20 protein-coding genes and 1 pseudogene are annotated in these 16,142 nt (G+C 40.1%); 11 read left to right on the top strand and 10 right to left on the bottom strand.

The window, feature by feature from the left end:
• Positions 1-63: 63 nt before the first annotated feature.
• Positions 64-2,034: a S8 family serine peptidase gene (locus AC559H_RS03620; protein ID WP_071782695.1), complete on the bottom strand. Its 1,971-nt coding sequence runs from the start codon at positions 2,032-2,034 to the stop codon at positions 64-66.
• Between the two features lie 241 nt (positions 2,035-2,275).
• On the opposite strand from AC559H_RS03620, the gene AC559H_RS03615 reads away from it, so the two are divergent.
• Positions 2,276-3,739, top strand: a complete 1,464-nt coding sequence (locus AC559H_RS03615; RefSeq protein ID WP_026793758.1) for a glycoside hydrolase family 13 protein — start codon at positions 2,276-2,278, stop codon at positions 3,737-3,739.
• A gap of 21 nt (positions 3,740-3,760) precedes the next feature.
• Here the strand turns inward: AC559H_RS03615 and AC559H_RS03610 are convergent, their stop codons facing one another.
• On the bottom strand, positions 3,761-5,143 hold the full coding sequence (locus tag AC559H_RS03610) for a helix-turn-helix domain-containing protein (protein ID WP_026793757.1): 1,383 nt from the start codon (positions 5,141-5,143) through the stop codon (positions 3,761-3,763).
• A gap of 296 nt (positions 5,144-5,439) precedes the next feature.
• Here AC559H_RS03610 and AC559H_RS03605 point away from each other — a divergent pair, with 296 nt between their 5' ends.
• The 4 genes from AC559H_RS03605 to AC559H_RS03590 all read left to right on the top strand — a co-directional run bounded on the left by AC559H_RS03605 (position 5,440) and on the right by AC559H_RS03590 (position 7,636).
• Positions 5,440-6,060: a GTPase family protein gene (locus AC559H_RS03605; RefSeq protein ID WP_237745534.1), complete on the top strand. Its 621-nt coding sequence runs from the start codon at positions 5,440-5,442 to the stop codon at positions 6,058-6,060.
• Between the two features lie 6 nt (positions 6,061-6,066).
• Positions 6,067-6,918: a GTPase family protein gene (locus AC559H_RS03600; protein WP_051319442.1), complete on the top strand. Its 852-nt coding sequence runs from the start codon at positions 6,067-6,069 to the stop codon at positions 6,916-6,918.
• A gap of 52 nt (positions 6,919-6,970) precedes the next feature.
• The gene (locus tag AC559H_RS03595) at positions 6,971-7,171 is read left to right on the top strand and encodes a hypothetical protein (RefSeq protein WP_026793754.1); all 201 of its coding nucleotides are present in this window, start codon (positions 6,971-6,973) and stop codon (positions 7,169-7,171) included.
• A gap of 255 nt (positions 7,172-7,426) precedes the next feature.
• Complete coding sequence (locus AC559H_RS03590) at positions 7,427-7,636, top strand: type II toxin-antitoxin system HicB family antitoxin (RefSeq protein WP_237745535.1); 210 nt, start codon at positions 7,427-7,429, stop codon at positions 7,634-7,636.
• A gap of 42 nt (positions 7,637-7,678) precedes the next feature.
• Here AC559H_RS03590 and gifA (AC559H_RS03585) read toward each other — a convergent pair whose 3' ends face one another.
• From gifA (AC559H_RS03585) to AC559H_RS03570, 4 genes are all read right to left on the bottom strand, one after another.
• A complete protein-coding gene (gene gifA / locus AC559H_RS03585; RefSeq protein WP_026787056.1) occupies positions 7,679-7,870 on the bottom strand; it encodes a glutamine synthetase inactivation factor IF7A in 192 nt (63 codons plus the stop codon).
• Positions 7,871-7,933: 63 nt separating this feature from the next.
• On the bottom strand, positions 7,934-8,122 hold the full coding sequence (gifA, locus tag AC559H_RS03580) for a glutamine synthetase inactivation factor IF7A (RefSeq protein ID WP_026787057.1): 189 nt from the start codon (positions 8,120-8,122) through the stop codon (positions 7,934-7,936).
• A gap of 92 nt (positions 8,123-8,214) precedes the next feature.
• A complete protein-coding gene (gene gifA, locus AC559H_RS03575; RefSeq protein WP_026787058.1) occupies positions 8,215-8,406 on the bottom strand; it encodes a glutamine synthetase inactivation factor IF7A in 192 nt (63 codons plus the stop codon).
• Between the two features lie 355 nt (positions 8,407-8,761).
• Positions 8,762-10,354, bottom strand: a complete 1,593-nt coding sequence (locus tag AC559H_RS03570) for a glycoside hydrolase family 57 protein (RefSeq protein ID WP_026793752.1) — start codon at positions 10,352-10,354, stop codon at positions 8,762-8,764.
• 458 nt (positions 10,355-10,812) lie between these two features.
• Here AC559H_RS03570 and AC559H_RS03565 point away from each other — a divergent pair.
• A pseudogene (locus AC559H_RS03565) lies at positions 10,813-11,022 on the top strand (histidine kinase); the annotation flags it as partial.
• 123 nt (positions 11,023-11,145) lie between these two features.
• Here AC559H_RS03565 and AC559H_RS03560 read toward each other — a convergent pair.
• The 4 genes from AC559H_RS03560 to psbH all read right to left on the bottom strand — a co-directional run bounded on the left by AC559H_RS03560 (position 11,146) and on the right by psbH (position 12,749).
• Entirely contained in the window at positions 11,146-11,412 is a 267-nt protein-coding gene (locus tag AC559H_RS03560) for a DUF3146 family protein (protein WP_026787061.1), read from the bottom strand.
• Positions 11,409-12,047, bottom strand: a complete 639-nt coding sequence (gene pth / locus AC559H_RS03555; RefSeq protein WP_233422994.1) for an aminoacyl-tRNA hydrolase — start codon at positions 12,045-12,047, stop codon at positions 11,409-11,411. Before pth ends, AC559H_RS03560 begins: the two co-directional genes overlap by 4 nt.
• Before the next feature lie 55 nt (positions 12,048-12,102).
• The gene (locus AC559H_RS03550) at positions 12,103-12,363 is read right to left on the bottom strand and encodes a TatA/E family twin arginine-targeting protein translocase (RefSeq protein WP_026787063.1); all 261 of its coding nucleotides are present in this window, start codon (positions 12,361-12,363) and stop codon (positions 12,103-12,105) included.
• 182 nt (positions 12,364-12,545) lie between these two features.
• Positions 12,546-12,749 (bottom strand): photosystem II reaction center phosphoprotein PsbH, encoded by a 204-nt coding sequence (gene psbH, locus AC559H_RS03545; protein ID WP_026787064.1) that lies wholly within the window; start codon positions 12,747-12,749, stop codon positions 12,546-12,548.
• A 231-nt stretch (positions 12,750-12,980) separates the two neighbouring features.
• Between psbH and psbN the strand changes: the two genes are divergently transcribed.
• The 5 genes from psbN (at position 12,981) to AC559H_RS03520 (ending at position 16,103) form a co-directional block, all read left to right on the top strand.
• Complete coding sequence (gene psbN, locus AC559H_RS03540) at positions 12,981-13,112, top strand: photosystem II reaction center protein PsbN (RefSeq protein WP_026787065.1); 132 nt, start codon at positions 12,981-12,983, stop codon at positions 13,110-13,112.
• A 132-nt stretch (positions 13,113-13,244) separates the two neighbouring features.
• Complete coding sequence (aroC, locus tag AC559H_RS03535; protein ID WP_026787066.1) at positions 13,245-14,345, top strand: chorismate synthase; 1,101 nt, start codon at positions 13,245-13,247, stop codon at positions 14,343-14,345.
• Between the two features lies 1 nt (position 14,346).
• Positions 14,347-15,258: an MBL fold metallo-hydrolase gene (locus tag AC559H_RS03530; RefSeq protein WP_026787067.1), complete on the top strand. Its 912-nt coding sequence runs from the start codon at positions 14,347-14,349 to the stop codon at positions 15,256-15,258.
• Positions 15,259-15,308: 50 nt separating this feature from the next.
• Positions 15,309-15,857, top strand: a complete 549-nt coding sequence (locus AC559H_RS03525; RefSeq protein WP_026793750.1) for a DUF3747 domain-containing protein — start codon at positions 15,309-15,311, stop codon at positions 15,855-15,857.
• Between the two features lie 21 nt (positions 15,858-15,878).
• Positions 15,879-16,103 (top strand): DUF4926 domain-containing protein, encoded by a 225-nt coding sequence (locus AC559H_RS03520; RefSeq protein WP_026787069.1) that lies wholly within the window; start codon positions 15,879-15,881, stop codon positions 16,101-16,103.
• Positions 16,104-16,142: the final 39 nt, after the last annotated feature.

Below are 16,142 nucleotides of genomic sequence, written 5' to 3'. Positions count from 1 at the left end.
GGTTGGTAGTTTCGCCCTGGGGCGCGAAAGCAGGCTAGAAGCCTACATCACTTTATTGAATTTTCAACATATTGTACCAGCAGGACATTCAACAAATTGTTGATCACTTAATAAGTTACTATTATTCTGCGCGTGTGAACTTGCTTCTCCTAACGCTTCCATAGCATTAGCCAACAACTCTGATCGCTCTTTAACATCCGTGATAGCTGGTATATTGGATTCATCAGTGATTGCCAGTGCAAGAAATGCAATCGCTTCTTCTTGATAACGACCTAGCTTTAATAATCCTTGTGCAGCAAAAATTTTAGCTTTGAGATCAGCTTCTGTATTATTTAGGGTGGTCATCAACTGATAAGCTGCTTTTGAAATGGGCGATCGCGGTACAAAATTGGCAGCACTAATGACTAACTCATACTCACCCTTAATTTCTGGATCTACATTTTGCAGGGCATTATCTAATGCACACAAAATTTTCTCGTAGTGCTTTCTGAGTTTAGAATCCATAGTAACCTCTGTTAAAGTAATGGGTGTTTTTTGAGATGAAAAATTACGTTGCTTGTTAGGTTTTGGTTTAGGTGAATGGGAATTTTTGGCTAAACGTTGGGCTGTTTTTACCGCCTCAAACCCATTAACTAAACCGTTTCCCGTTGCCCAATCAAATCCGGGTTTAGCCGAATGTCCTCCGGTTGCAGAATTGCTATTTCCTGCAATCACGTCCAGGGCAGTTTGTTGCAAAATTTCTTTTGCTTGTTGGGGAGATAATTGCGGATTAACTTGCTTCATCAAAGCGCAAATTCCCGCGATTTGGGGCGCTGCGGCCGATGTTCCACTAAAGGCTGCCCAACCATCTTCTGATGAAGTTTCATCCGCGTCAGGATGTTTAACTCCGGGTAAACCAAAAAGGGCATCTAAAGTGCTTCCAGGGGGAACAGGTAAAACAATATAAGCCGCTCTAGGTTTCTTTCCAACTAACCCACAAATATCAGGAACAATCCGCCCAGAATAGATATTACTGCTAAAACCACTAGCATAATTACTGGCTTCTAATTTACCATCGGAATCCAAATAAACGCCCCCAGCCGCAATCACATCCGGGTGTTGAGAAGGAAATCCCCAATGCCCATTTCCGGCAGAAAAAACAACAATAATTCCCTGATAAACTGCATCGGCAATATTAGCAGTTAAGGCAATATGATATGCAGATAAAGGCAGATATTGTTTGCTACTTCCCCAACTACAAGAAACAATATCAGGACGCAAGAAAACCGCTTTTTTAAAGGCAGCAATGGAATTTTTGAAGTTCCCTTTTAGCATCGTAAAATCTATTTCTGGAGCCATAGAAAATAGATTGGCAGATTCTCCGGTTCCATGTCCATTTTCATCGACTTCGGGATTAATACATCCTGCCCCTAAGATGACTTGACCCCGATATCCATTCCGGGCAAAAAAAGGATGACGATACCATCCTGAATCGACCATGACAACGTTAATACCTTGACCTTTAATTCCCTGTTGATGAGCCGTTACTGCATTCAGTTTCGGGGCAATATCCTGGGGAATTAAATGCCAATAGGAAGTATCAGGGGGATCTCCTGAAGGCAAACCGACATCGGTATAATAAGCTGGTTCACTTAAAGCAATTCCTTCAATTAAATCAGATAAAGGACTTGAAGATGTATCAACAAAACCGATAATATCAGTATCAGGAGTATCTAAAAATGTGCCTATACTTTCTAATCCTCCTCCTTTTATAACCGTTTTGTCTTTAGCAATAATTTGCGTGTTGAAAACACGCTCATACAAATCAGCAGAACCTGCAATACTAAGAGTGACTCGTCCCGTTTCTAAAACTTCAAACCCTTCAGCTTTTAGACGTTGAATTGCTAAATTGACCTGTTGAGGATGAGAATAAAATTGAGTAATATTCTCGCTGGTAATTAGTTCTGAAGATCGGAATAGGGAAACCCCTCCTTGTGAATTAACTGAGGCTTCTGCGTAAACAATGGGTGGTACGTTACTATTGGGGTCATTCATTCCTCTGGGTGTACATCCAATAAGTTGTTTCTAATTTATCATCGGTAAATAAGATATTCAGGGCTGCTTAATAAAACTTTAATATCTGAATTAGAGTGATTGACTTGCTGGAGAGGTTAGCGATCGCCTACAATTAAAGAGCTAATTTCTAAGCTCAGTGCAGTTCAGCTAAATCGGATAACTTGGTAAAATTCCGCTTAATTCTAGCATTTATACTTATGATATGTGGTTAAATTTATCTATGCAAATACAAACTCCAGATTGGGTCAAACACGCAGTATTTTATCAAATTTTTCCCGATCGCTTTGCTCAAGCAGCTATTCCGCGCAAAAAATTGTTAAAATCCGATCGCTGGGAACAATGGGATTTACCACCGAGTTTACAGGGATATAAAGGAGGCAATTTATGGGGGGTGATTGAACAATTAGATTATTTACAGGATTTAGGGATTAATGCGATTTATTTTACTCCTATTTTTCAATCGGCTTGTAATCATCGTTACCATACCCATGATTATTACCAAATTGACCCCATACTCGGAGGAAATACAGCCTTTCAAGAGTTATTAGATGCAGCCCATCAACGCCAGATTAAAATTGTTTTAGATGGAGTATTTAACCATGCCAGTCGCGGCTTTTTCCAGTTCCATGATATTTTAGAAAACGGCCCCAATTCTCCTTGGTTAGATTGGTTTAAAATTGAAGGCTGGCCGTTATCTGCTTATGATGGCAGTAAACCTGCTAATTATGTGGGTTGGGTTGGCAATCGGGCTTTACCTCAATTTAATCATGATCATCCTCAAGTTAGGGAATATATCATGGAAATTGCTGAGTATTGGATTGATTTTGGGATTGATGGTTGGCGTTTAGATGTGCCTTTTGAAGTGAAAACTCCTGGTTTTTGGCAGGAATTTCGAGATAGAGTTAAGGCTATTAATCCAGAGGCTTATATTGTTGGGGAAGTGTGGGGAGATTCGAGACAATGGTTAGATGGAACCCAATTTGATGGAGTGATGAATTATTTATTTACCGCCCCGACCATTGCTTTTGTTGCAGGCGATCGCGTTCAAATGGAATTAGTCGAAAGCCCGTCTTATTTTCCATATCCGGCTATATTTGCTAAAGAATATGGTCAAAAAATACAAGATTTATTAGCGTTATATCCTTGGGAAATTCAACTAACTCAATTGAATTTACTCGATAGTCACGATACCGCCCGGTTAATTAGTGTGGCGGGAGGAGATAAAGCAAGTGTTGAGTTAGCAACTTTATTGTTATTTACTTTTCCAGGTGCGCCCAGTATTTATTATGGAGATGAAGTCGGGTTAGAAGGACACCTTGACCCCGACTCTCGCCGCAGTTTTCCGATGCAAGATTCTTGGCATCAAGATATTTTAGAATATCACAAAAAATTGATTGCTATTCGTCACCAATATCCGGCTTTAAGAACAGGTTCTTACAATATATTATATGCTCAGGAGATGGTTTATGGATTTGCTCGATGTTTAGACCATCAAGAATTAATTATTGTGGTCAATTCGGGAACAGAAGCAGCCGAAATCAACTTAATGGTTACTGAGTTAAAAAATCGTCCTAATCAGTTAATTTATGGAGAATGTAAGTTCAGATGGAAACCAGAAAATGGCACAACGGAATTAGAGGTCTATCTTCCTCCCCGTCAAGGAATAATTTTAGTTAATTCTTAGTTATATCCGTCGCCAGAGCAGTTACCGAGATTGATTTTTCATATATTCTTTAATCACAGGTTCAAGACTCCAGTAAGATTCTTTATTATTCCTCGCTTGTTGAATTAAGCCTCGTTTTTTTAAAGATTGTATAGCCCTTAAAAAATCGTTATCAGATGAAAATTCTGTGGGTTTACTCAAAATATTGACTGTTTTATCTTGGTTAGCTAACCACAACATCAGAAGTTGTTCAGATTCGGATAACCGTTGATAATGTTGTTTAATCAGAGGTTCTAAATCTCCTAAAAATAGGGTTTTATAGGATAAAAAATGCTCAATACTACCATTAAATAAATCTTTGATCGTAGAAGCAATAATATTTAACCAGAGGGGGTTGCCGCTATAAAGTTGGATTAGTTCTGGCCATTTGTGTTGATCTGTGAGTTTTCTGTCAGCTAGGAGTTGGGTAGCTGATTCACCTAAACCTTGGAGTTGTAGGGTTTTACAGTAGCGGTTTTCGGTTTCTAAGTTGGCAATTTCGATGGGTTGTTCCCAACTGAGGAGGAGCAGACAACTATTATGGGGAGATCTGCCAATTTCCGTTAACAGTTTACCATAGTCTTGATATTCTGACAGGTAGTTTCCGACGAATTGACGGGGGGTTAAGGTGTCTTGGAAGTCGTCGAGGATAATTAAGCAACGGTGCGATCGCAAATCATCTAGGATGGAATGGCGGGACTGTAAATAGTTGATAATTGAGGGATTTTCGGAGGGTGGAGTTGGGGAGAAAAACTCGATTAGGTTGGTTTTGAGGGCGTTGAGAGTGGGGAATTTGCGATGAGTTCGCCACAGGATGGAATCAAAATTATCTCTGATTTGTTCTACCAGTTGTCTCGCTAGGGTGGTTTTACCCATGCCCGATAATCCGGTTACAGTAACAATACGGCTATTTTCTGTGAGTATCCATTGTTTCAGGGTAGTGAGTTCGTCGGTGCGATTATAGAGGCGATTATCGTATTCTGGGGCTTCGCTGAGGTCGTGGCGGGGTTGAGATTTAGCGTTTTTTGAGTGAGTAGGCGTTCGATTTTTTTGTACTTTGGGATAGGGGCTAATTTCGCTACAGATATTGATATTACCAAAAATTTGTGTAGAATTTGAAATATTAGAAAATTCTACTCGTTTTAATATAGATTTAAAGTTAGATTTTTTAACATCTTCCCCCAAGACATCAGAAAGAAGTTTCCATAGATCCGAAGCAACTCTTTTCGCATGGTCTTTACTACAATGATAATCCTCTGATAATTGCTTATAAGTTTGATTTTCTAAAGTCCCCTCTAATATAGTTCTTTGAAGCGAATCAAGGTGCTTTCCAGTTTTAGTAAAAACTCGATCATCCGTCCACTCGATAGCTTCTTGAATATCCATAGATATTAGATGAGGTCATAATTTTAGTTACAATTTGATATTAGTCTACCACACTTTCGCTACTTTTGCCACTAAATCTTACTTTTTGACACCCAATAAAAACTTAACAAACGAGAAACTTGTCACCAAATGTCACCTAGTATACCTTGCCAGAAGGAAAATTGAGTGACAAGATAATCAAAGAAAAGGCAATTTTATAGACTAGCGATCGCTCATCTAAATTCTGCAATAAAGAAGGAGGTAATTGTTTGCTACTTGTGTCAGGGTTAAAGAAAATCATCAGATCCTTTGCCCCGTTGGTTAAAAACGATCGATTAACAGTTGTATTTTTTGGTAAAACCGGAGTTGGTAAAAGTAGCACTCTCAACGCTGTTTTTGGGCTAAACTGGGCTACCGATAATGCCGTTGCTTGTACGAAAAAACCTCAATTTGCAAATTTAGATATCTTTGATTATCTTGATTTTCCCGACCAACAAGTAAGAGTTGTTGATCTGCCTGGAATTGGTGAAAGTCTCAGGGACGATCAAAAATATATGGCTTACTACAAAAAATGGATATCTCAAGCAGATTCTTTAGTCTGGGTGACTCAAGCAGATACAAGAGCTTACAAACGGGACGAGATTTTTTTAAAGCAGTTAAAGCCATTCTTTAAGCCGTCTCTATTCCTAATTGTTGCTCTTAATAAAATAGATTGCCTGGGAGTTTATGAGGGGGAAAAACCATTTGATATTGAGGGGGGAGAACCTTCAGAAGACCAATTTAGGCTAATTCCTGAAAAAATAGATGATGTTTACGGCATTTTCAAGAGTGCGGTGGATGGCAAAATAATCTTTGAGAAAAATCAGATTGTAACTTACACATCTGTTTACGGTTGGGGATTAGAAAATCTGAAAAGAAAAATATTAACAAGGAGCTAAAAAATTATGTTTGAAGATATATGGGCTAAGATATCTAGCTTTTTTTCTGGAAAAAGTCCTAAAACACCGCTTAGACTTGTTGTTGGTTTAAACCAAGTTGATAAAATGATTCCTAACGGTTGGAACAAGCGTTTAAATAGTCCTACTGATGAAGCAGAAAAGGAGATTGAACGTCGGTGTAAAGATATTATTAAACAATTGGGAAAAAATGTAGAAATATCTGAGGCAAACATAGAATATTATTCTGCCTTACAGCGTTATCGTTTGATCCCTTTGCTAACCAAAATTATCCGAAATGCTTATGCTGGATTCAAGCTGGGTAACGTGAAACCTGCCGATCCATTTGAATTAGCAGATCCAGAGGTCAAAGCTTTTGTGGATCAACAACGTCAAAAGAAGGTTGATTCTAAGACTAAAACTTTAGAGGACTTCAAAAAAATCGAAAATATTATCCCAGAAACCAATTTAAAATTAATCTTAGATCAGCTTCAAAAAGAAACTAAATTACCACCTAAAGTTGCGGTGATTGGTAAATCTGGCGTTGGTAAAACGACGACTATTAATAATCTGTTTAATGGTCAGTTTAAAACAAGTCCCACAACTGTTGGTACAACTGAAGCACAAATTAAAGAATTTACACTCTCAACAGGTGGAGCTTTAACTGTAGTCGATTTACCTGGCTATGGACGCAGCGAAGCGGAAGATCGAGAGTATGAAAAAATCTATCAAGATCTCATCCCTTCTTGTGATCTAGTCTTTCTTATTTTGCAAGCGGATACAAGAGATTTTTCCGATGATATTGAGATGATTAATAAGATTACAAAATGGCTGAAAGATCATCCGATTCCCAAAAGGTAACAAAAACCAGAATATTGTTGAGTAGTAAATTTACAAACCGAAGGAGTTTTATATGGCTGTAACCGCAGCAGAAGAAGATAAATTACGCCAATTATTTGCGCGAGAGAGCGAACAAAAGCAAAAGTTAGTTCTTGCCAATGAGAACAATTTTAAAAGTTGGGTAGAACAAGTAGCGTCTGGGATTGTCGCAGCAATCGGTGTAGATGCAATACATTCACTATGGCACTGGTTCTTGGGATCGTTGGGATCTTAATATTAAATCGTGTTGGACAATGATCAGTTATGCTGATCAGCCTATACAATACAACAATACAAGCGATCGCGCTTCATTTCCTAATTCCTTGAAATGCGATCGCTCTTTTATTTCCCAGAAATGCGATCACAGATGTTGATAGAGTGATTTGCTAAACTAGATATTATCAGATATGCTAAATACATAACAATCATTTCCTAAAAATATTGATGAAAAGTGAAAGTTTAACTGCCATAATTTACTCCAGAAGATGATATGTACATAGCCGAGTGTCCAGAAGTAGGAACAGTTGACCAAGGCGCAACTATGGAAGAAGCGAGCGCTAATCTCAAAGAAGCTACAAGACTTTATCTTGAAGAATCTCCCTTAGTAGAAACAACCCCAAGATTAGTGACAAGTATAGAAATTAGTTATCCGTTAATCATAAAAATATCCCCACTTGCTCAGGCAAAGCGGGGGCATTGATAGATTCATAATGAATTTACCGTTATCTTAATAACAACTGAATTAACTCATGGACGAGCCACTGCGGTCATAGCTGCTAACGCTGTCAGTGGGTTTGCCTTGAATCGTTGTCCGATAATCTCCGGGTTCAATGCCGACTTCATCCGCGACTCGGTTGAGGAGGGATTGTTGACGGTTTTTAATTACTTGATGATGACGCATCATTAAAGCCCGAGCTTGATTTTGAGTATCCATAATTTGTTTCTCCTTTGTTTAAAATTGAAGGTTTTTTTGAGGTTAATCTTGGATTCGACTAACCTAAATCATCCCGTTACCACGGTCATAATTACTAACAGAATTGGCACTGGGTTTGCCTTGAATGGTTGAGACATCACCGGGTTCTGTACCGACTTCATCCGAAACCCGATTTAACATCGATTGTTGACGGTTTTTAATTACTTGATGATGACGCATCATTAAGGCCCGAGCTTGATTTTGAGTATCTATAATTTGTTTCTCCTCTGTTTAAAATTGAATGGTTTTTTGAACTAAAATTTGCTTAACTAAAATATGAAGAAAGATTACAATTATTAATCTTCCTAGCTCATTGTGGCATTACTGCGATCGTAACTGCTGGCAGAATGGGCTCTGAGTTTTCCTTGAATCGTGGTTGGCTCACCAGGTTCGGTACCGACTTGATCGGAAATCCGGTTGAGTAAAGACTGTTGACGATTTTTGATGGTGTGGTGATGACGCATCATTAAAGCGCGAGCTTGTTCTTGAGTACCCATGAGTTTGTTCTCCTGAATGAATAGCCTAGAAAATAAAAGGCTGTTTTGGTCTTCAATTTCTAATATACCAGAACATTCTGTAGTCTACTTTACAAAACGCTCTAAGTTAACAAATCTTTACATTTTTCTTAGAATTCCGTCATAAACGTAGTAAGCCCTTCAGGGCTTTATTCCCCAGAACTATTAGCAAAACCTAACACCAATAACACTCATAAACGTAGTAAGCCCTTCAGGGCTTCATTCCCCAGAACTAGCAGCAAAACCTAACACTAATAATCAAGAGATTAAATTTATTAGTGTTAGGTTTAGGGGATTAAGCCCTGAAGGGCTTACTACGAATATTACCTATAACCCATTACATCAAGGGTCGATAGACGCGAAAATCGATATTAGGGAAGATATTATCAATGGCTTCGACCTTTTCCAGCCAATCTAAATCTACCTTGCCAATTTTGAGATCTTCGTATATTTTGTTAAACCGCATTAGGTGGGAACGGGTACGACGCACGGCGTAGGGGGTCATAGTTCCCGAACTCATGATAAAGGCCCAGTCGGAAGACTGTGCTAGGAGTAATTCTCTTGCGGCTTGATTAAGCGCCCGTAATTCTAGGTCGCCTCTAGGTTCTCGACCCGCCATTTTAATCATCCTTTCGGCGGCTTTGTGGAGATGGGGATAAATCCAAGAATTGGTATGATTGAGCCAATATTCATGGAATCCCTTATATCCCCAACTGGACTGGGCGGGATGACAAACCTGTTGGGTGGGAAAGGCTTGGAGATAATCGGCTAAATGGGTCATGGCGTAGACCTTTTGATTTTCCCAGGTTTTGCGGAATAATTGATCGAGAAACGAAGGCCCTTCATACCACCAATGTCCGAATAATTCGGCATCGTAGGGAGAGATAATAATCGGGGGACGCTGCATAATTCCATGCAGATGTTCTACTTGGCGCTCGCGGTTAAATACAAAGTCCGCCGCGTGTTCGCTAGTTTTAGCTTTTGCCCAATAGGGGTCATAAAGTTCCTTCTCTCCCAGTCCTAGACCCCGACCCGTAATTTTGTAATACTTAATCCCGGTATTTTTGCGCTGACCATTAGGCATAATATAGGGCTTAATATACTCATATTCGGCTTCCCAGCCCAAATCCTTATAAAATTCTCGGTATTCCGCCGCCCCAGGATAACCTACTTCCGAAGACCAGACCTGCTGAGAAGATTCGTTATCCCTGGCAAATACAGCCACACCAGATTCCGTATAAACAGGGGAATAGGTGCCAAAACGGGGACGGGGACGGGCGTAGAGAATCCCATGACCATCGGTGAGAAAATACCGAATTCCTGCATCCGCTAACATTCGTTCTAAGCCATTATAGTAGGCACATTCGGGCAACCAAATCCCCCGAGGGCGACGGCCAAAGGTTTCTTCATAGTGTTGACAGGCGACTTCAATTTGTCCCCAAACTGCTTGGGGATACATATTCATTAGGGGTAAATAGCCATGAGTCGCACCGCAGGTGATAATTTCTAAATTATTACTATCTTGAAATTGTTTAAAAGCCGTGACTAAATCGCCTTGATAGCGTTCCCAAAGTTTACGGGCTTCCTGCCATTCTTCGGCATAATGTTCGGCGAGGTAACGAAGATGAGGGGTTTTTTGATAGCGATCAATTTCCTGTTCGGTTAACTCTTGGAGTAAACTCAGGTGTTGATCATATCGGTCTTGGAGCAGAGGGTCTCGCAACATCGACACCAGGGGTGGAGTCAAACTCATGGTGATTTTGAAATCAATCCCATCCCGCTTTAACCCTTCAAACATTTTGATTAGAGGGATGTAGGTTTCGGTAATTGCTTCAAATAGCCATTCTTCCTCTAGTACATAGTCACTTTCAGGGTGGCGAACAAAGGGAAGATGGGCATGGAGAACCAGGGCGAGATAGCCAATAGCCATAGGGATTTAATGGAAATACGCTTGTTATCGGAGCTAGATAGTTTTTCAATATTATTAAGATTTTAAAACGAAAGGGTAAGATCCGAGTCAATTGAATTTTAGGAGGTGATTTTAGATAATTTTTGCAACTCAGCCAAAGGCTATGGACAATAAAATTGATATCCAAGATTATAAGTGATGTTTTATACTGTAGATAGATTGGCAAACTGATAATATTAGGCTCTTGTATATGATCGTAAATCAGCAATTTATAATAGTTTATATACTCCGATTAAAGATTCGGAAGGAGGGGTGACAGGTGTAATTGGAGTTTGTCGAGATTTTACCCATTTAAGGCAACTTCAAGATACCTCAAATTCTCTTTTAATTCAAGCTCAATTGCAATCTCAACGTTATCAATCTTTATCAAAAATAATTGGTCAAATCAATCAATGTTTGGAGTTAGATACCCTCTTACAAAAATGGAAGAAATTGAATTTGAGTTTATTCAAGAGGATCTCCCTAAGATTTTATCTTCGATGAAAGTTGGTGCTTACCGAATTCGTCAGTTAGTTTTATCTTTAAGAAATTTCTCCCGTTTAGATGAATCTGAGGTGAAAGCAGTTGATATCCATAAGGGGATTGATAGCACACTATTAATTCTACAACATCGCTTAAAATCTAATGCTATTGATGAATTAGAATCTTTATCTATTGAATGTCAAGCTTTACCCTAAGAAGGGACAGAATTTATTGTGGAAATTCCGGTTTATCAAATCCGATAAAAATGGTCACTTACCCTTGATTGTGAATTAAAATTGAGCGCGAACAGTAAAAGAATAATCCCCACCAGGTTCTAATTGATAATCATACTTTTCTAAAAACCGTCCCAAGGGTTCTTGTATTAAAGCTCGTCCTTGGGATGGTTGAATTGTGAGTTTTTTGGTATGTCGAAATCGCCACTGAAATCGCCACTCATAATCCCCAGCACTGACCTCCCCTTCGAGAAAACCCTGGTGCCAAGATTGTCGCGTAATTCGCACATACGCCGTTGTTTCAGGTAAACTTTTAGAACTCACTCTGTACTATCAACAAAACTACGATTATTGTACAGACTCATGGCTTTTTCTACACCTTGATGCAAACTTAAATCAATCGCTTCCCCCGCCCATTTTAGAACTTGTTCCATAATTTGCATTTCCGGTGAGGAAAATTTTCCTAGCACATAGGAAACCGTTTCTCGTTCTCCGGTTCCAGCCATTGATTTGGGTTTACCAATACCAATTCTCAACCGAGGAAAGTTTTGGGTTCCTAAATGGGAAATGGTAGATTTCATCCCATTATGACCTCCTGCTGAACCAGACAACCGCAGTCGCAACCGTCCTAATGGTAAATCCATATCATCATAAATTACTAATACTGATGTGGGCGGGAGTTTATACCAATCAACAACAGCGCGAATTGCCTGTCCTGATAAATTCATATAGGTTAGAGGTTTTAATAATCTAATTTTTTCCCCAGAAGATGTTACCCCTTCGCCGAATTTTCCTTTAAATTTGCGATTTTCTGAAATTGGAATTCGCCAAGCCTTTGCTAACGCATCAATAGCCTCAAAACCAATATTATGTCGGGTTTGCTCATATTTAGTTTCAGGATTTCCTAAACCTACGATTAATTGAGGAACAATTAATATTTTAGCAGGCGTAACCTCCATAATCATAATTATTGATATATCTAAATAACGTTAATTTATTGATTTTACCTATTAATTAATCAAGGGTATTGACGGAATTTTCCGTTGGGGTAGATGCGACAGTTGAGTTTTTTTCTGGCTGAATTTTAGCTGTTTCTTCTAACTTTTGAGCTTCTTTTTTAAATTCATCTTCAAACTCTTTAGAAGCCTGTTGAAATCCTTTTAGGGCTTTACCTAAACTACTGCCAATTTCAGGTAATTTTTTCGGGCCAAAAATTAAAAGTGCCAGTACCAAAATTACTGCCATTTCTGGTAAACCAATTCCAAATATATTCATTAAAATAGTCTCCTAAGTTGCAAAAAATAATCGTTATCAATAGAAAACCGTGAACTGTGATTTTTAACTTTCCAGAAGTAGCAATACAGGATTGAGGTTAAGTATTTTTAAATTATTATACCTTAAAACCTATTTCCTAAATTGATCCTCACAGTTCACGATTAACTGGATTTTAAACTTGATTAGCGGGTTAAATTAGCCCAGTTTACATCCACATTTTCAAGCAGCAGTGAGGAATTATAAATCTGTAAAATAATTAACAGAAACACGAAAAACAGACCCATAAACACTGCCATTAAGGAGGTGGTTCCCCAACCGGCAGAAACCTTACCATACTCGGAATTTAAAGGTCTTAATAAATCTCCTAACCAAGTCCGTTGTGCCATAGTTCACCTAAATTTTTTACGTCAGCAAAATTTTTTCTGGATTTTGGACACTCTCACCGCTTCAAGCTAGGGAAGACAGGAGAGGCTTAGGCTAATGTTACCCGATTTAGGTGTCCCCATATCGGGTTAAACACAATATCCTAACCCCAGAATTGAAACAATTGTTAAATTGTCTTAAGTTTTCTAATTATTTTATTATAGAAGTACACGAATAACAAGGGATTAATCATAATGGAACCCGCATTAACTCTGAGCATTTGTATTGCTGTGTTTGTGATCGCCCTAACGGGATATGCGATTTACACAGCTTTCGGCCCCGCTTCTACCGACCTGCGCGACCCCTTTGAAGAACACGAAGATTAACATGGGGTTGGGGATATCCGTAGAGACGTGCCACGGCGCGTCTCTGATATTTTGTATTTTCTACGGGTTTCAGGTCTGATTTAGCTCCATATCTGCTATAATAAAGAGTTTGGCAAAATAAACACAACCATTATGGGCAACACATTTGGGCATTTATTTCGGATCACGACCTTTGGAGAATCCCACGGTGGGGCGGTGGGAGTTGTGATCGATGGTTGCCCTCCCCGATTAAAACTTGATATTACAGATATTCAGGCGGAATTGGATCGACGTCGCCCCGGACAAAGTAAGATTACTACTCCCCGCAAAGAAACCGATACTTGTGACATTCTCAGTGGAGTCTTTGAGGGACGAACCTTGGGAACCCCGATTATGATTATGGTACGGAACCAAGATACTCGCCCCCAAGATTATAGTGATATGGCGGTTAAATATCGCCCTTCCCATGCCGATGCTACTTATGATGCTAAATATGGGATTAGAAATTGGCAAGGAGGGGGACGATCTTCGGCCAGAGAAACTATTGGAAGAGTGGCGGCTGGGGCGATCGCTAAACAAATTCTTAAACAATATGCTGGGGTAGAAATTATTGGTTATGTGAAACGAATTCAAGATATCGAAGGAGTGATTGATCCCAATAGCGTCACCCTAGAACAAGTGGAAAGTAATATTGTTCGTTGTCCCGATGGCAATTGTGCCGAAACCATGATAGAACGGATTGAACAGGTTCGGGATCAGGGGGATTCTATTGGTGGCGTGGTAGAATGTGTTGCCAGAAATATTCCTTTAGGACTCGGATCTCCAGTATTTGATAAACTAGAAGCAGATCTAGCCAAAGGGGTAATGTCCTTACCCGCGAGTAAAGGATTTGAAATTGGCTCTGGCTTTGCTGGCACTCTGCTCACAGGCAGTCAACATAACGATGAATTTTATATTGATTCTGTGGGCGGCGTCCGAACAGTAACCAATCGATCGGGTGGAATTCAGGGTGGCATTTCCAATGGAGAAAATATTATTATCCGAGTAGCATTTAAGCCAACTGCTACAATTCGGAAGGAGCAACGCACCGTCACCCAGGAGGGAGAGGAAACGTTGTTATCGGCGAAAGGACGGCATGACCCCTGTGTTTTACCTCGGGCTGTGCCAATGGTAGAAGCGATGGTTGCTCTAGTTTTGTGCGATCATTTGCTGCGTCATCATGGTCAGTGTGGAACTTTGAAGCCTGAAGAATAAAATGGAAACCAGCCTATCGTCTGTGGGGGCTAACCCTCAGAAGCTCTCTAATTTATCGGCTCCCGACTCTAACCCAGAGGATTTTGTGATCCAGTTCTGGGGGGTTAGGGGTAGTATTCCCACCCCCGGAAAAGAGACGATTCGTTATGGGGGTAACACCTCCTGTTTGGAAATGCGAGTGGCTGGTAAACGCTTGATTTTTGATGGCGGAACTGGCCTGCGACTCCTAGGAGATGATTTACTTAAAGAAGCCCCGGTGGAGGCGTATATGTTCTTTACCCACTACCACTGGGATCATATTCAAGGATTTCCCCTGTTTACCCCGGCTTTTATGCGGGGTAATTGCTTTCATATCTATGGGGCAATTCCACCGGATGGGGACTCGATGAAACAACATTTTATCGACCGAATTTTGCATCCTAATTCTCCAGTTCCCCTGACGGGACTACAAGGAGACTTGAGATTCTATACACTCAAGCCTGGGGATTCGATGATGTTGGATGATATTCTGATTGAAACCGGACAACTGAACCATCCGAATACGGCTATGGGATATCGGGTGACTTGGAAGGGACGGACGGCGGTTTATTGTTCCGATACCGAACATCTCCCCGATGGCCTGGATGAGAATGTCTTAAATCTGTCTCAAAATGCCGATATTTTGATCTACGATGCTATGTATAGCGATGAGGAGTATCATAATCCTAAATCTCCGAAAATCGGTTGGGGACATTCCACTTGGCAAGAGGCCGTAAAGATGGCTAAAGCTGCCGGAGTTAAGCGAGTGGTGATTTTCCACCATGACCCTAGCCACAGCGATGACTTTCTGGATCAGGTAGAAAAGGAAGTCCAAGCGGTATCTCCCCAAGCAATTATGGCACGGGAAGGGTTAGTGGTTCCCGTGGGATTTTAGAAAATATTTAGAGTAAGTTCTTGTTGCCATTGGACGGTGCAAAAATCCAGATGAAATTAGCACTAAAACGAACTATTGTCGCCTTGATCATCGGGATATCAGTCCTGAGTTTTAGCTTAAATGCGATCGCGGTTGATTTTGACCAAAAAGAGGTGGAACAGGATCGATTTGTGGCGATCGCTGTGCCTCGCGCCTTTGGACATACTTTAGTAGTTGTGGAACAGGTCTCGGATCGTCGCCCCTGTTGGAATGAGAGTGGTAGTCAACCTACGATTGTTGATCCGTTACTGCTGAATTTTGATTTTACTGGGATTTGTGGACGGGCCACCGATAGTAACGGTTATTCGGTGAGAATGGCCGGAACGGATTTGGTGCTGTCCCATTCTTTGAGTGTTCAAAGTACGCCGAGTGATATTTTATTGGTCGCCCAGTCCCGGGCTGATGCCTACGCTCCACCGATTATTATTGGTAGAACTTATGGATTTACGAGTGGTTTCGCTAAAATAATTTTAGAACCGGGTTGGCGTTTAACCAAACGAGTTTATCAGGGAAAAACCCTAGGTCATATTTATTTTACCAGCGATTCTCCAGCTTCTTAAACAAGATGATTTGATGGGTTTATGATTACTGAATTAGACCGAGTGGTTTTAACTCATGATTTAGCCGAATATAATTTAAAAGCAGGCGATATTGGTACTGTAGTTTTAGTCCATCAAGAAGGTTTAGGATACGAAGTAGAATTTATGACCCTCACAGGTCAAACAATTACTATTATTTCTTTATTTAGTTCTCAAATTCGGGCTATTGGTAATAGAGAAATTGCCCAAGCACGAGTTCTGAGCTAATTATGTTGAAGGGATTTAATCTATCGCCCGTGAGTTTAA

The sequence above is a fragment of the Planktothrix prolifica NIVA-CYA 540 genome, assembly GCF_963864145.1.
GTDB lineage: Bacteria > Cyanobacteriota > Cyanobacteriia > Cyanobacteriales > Microcoleaceae > Planktothrix > Planktothrix agardhii.
The sequence above is the reverse complement of the archived record's forward strand: the minus strand, read 5'-3'. Positions and strand labels throughout refer to the sequence as shown.

What these genes read in the sequence shown, in the direction of transcription:
- AC559H_RS03570 (WP_026793752.1), bottom strand. Translation starts at nt 10,354, where the DNA reads ATGGCTATTGGCTATCTCGCCCTGGTTCTCCATGCCCATCTTCCCTTT.
- AC559H_RS03615 (WP_026793758.1), top strand. Translation starts at nt 2,276, where the DNA reads ATGCAAATACAAACTCCAGATTGGGTCAAACACGCAGTATTTTATCAA.
- AC559H_RS03600 (WP_051319442.1), top strand. Translation starts at nt 6,067, where the DNA reads ATGTTTGAAGATATATGGGCTAAGATATCTAGCTTTTTTTCTGGAAAA.
- pth (WP_233422994.1), bottom strand. Translation starts at nt 12,047, where the DNA reads ATGGAGGTTACGCCTGCTAAAATATTAATTGTTCCTCAATTAATCGTA.
- AC559H_RS03595 (WP_026793754.1), top strand. Translation starts at nt 6,971, where the DNA reads ATGGCTGTAACCGCAGCAGAAGAAGATAAATTACGCCAATTATTTGCG.
- AC559H_RS03620 (WP_071782695.1), bottom strand. Translation starts at nt 2,034, where the DNA reads ATGAATGACCCCAATAGTAACGTACCACCCATTGTTTACGCAGAAGCC.
- AC559H_RS03530 (WP_026787067.1), top strand. Translation starts at nt 14,347, where the DNA reads ATGGAAACCAGCCTATCGTCTGTGGGGGCTAACCCTCAGAAGCTCTCT.
- AC559H_RS03520 (WP_026787069.1), top strand. Translation starts at nt 15,879, where the DNA reads ATGATTACTGAATTAGACCGAGTGGTTTTAACTCATGATTTAGCCGAA.
- psbN (WP_026787065.1), top strand. Translation starts at nt 12,981, where the DNA reads ATGGAACCCGCATTAACTCTGAGCATTTGTATTGCTGTGTTTGTGATC.
- AC559H_RS03525 (WP_026793750.1), top strand. Translation starts at nt 15,309, where the DNA reads ATGAAATTAGCACTAAAACGAACTATTGTCGCCTTGATCATCGGGATA.
- psbH (WP_026787064.1), bottom strand. Translation starts at nt 12,749, where the DNA reads ATGGCACAACGGACTTGGTTAGGAGATTTATTAAGACCTTTAAATTCC.
- gifA (WP_026787058.1), bottom strand. Translation starts at nt 8,406, where the DNA reads ATGGGTACTCAAGAACAAGCTCGCGCTTTAATGATGCGTCATCACCAC.
- AC559H_RS03610 (WP_026793757.1), bottom strand. Translation starts at nt 5,143, where the DNA reads ATGGATATTCAAGAAGCTATCGAGTGGACGGATGATCGAGTTTTTACT.
- AC559H_RS03590 (WP_237745535.1), top strand. Translation starts at nt 7,427, where the DNA reads ATGTACATAGCCGAGTGTCCAGAAGTAGGAACAGTTGACCAAGGCGCA.
- gifA (WP_026787056.1), bottom strand. Translation starts at nt 7,870, where the DNA reads ATGGATACTCAAAATCAAGCTCGGGCTTTAATGATGCGTCATCATCAA.
- aroC (WP_026787066.1), top strand. Translation starts at nt 13,245, where the DNA reads ATGGGCAACACATTTGGGCATTTATTTCGGATCACGACCTTTGGAGAA.
- AC559H_RS03550 (WP_026787063.1), bottom strand. Translation starts at nt 12,363, where the DNA reads ATGAATATATTTGGAATTGGTTTACCAGAAATGGCAGTAATTTTGGTA.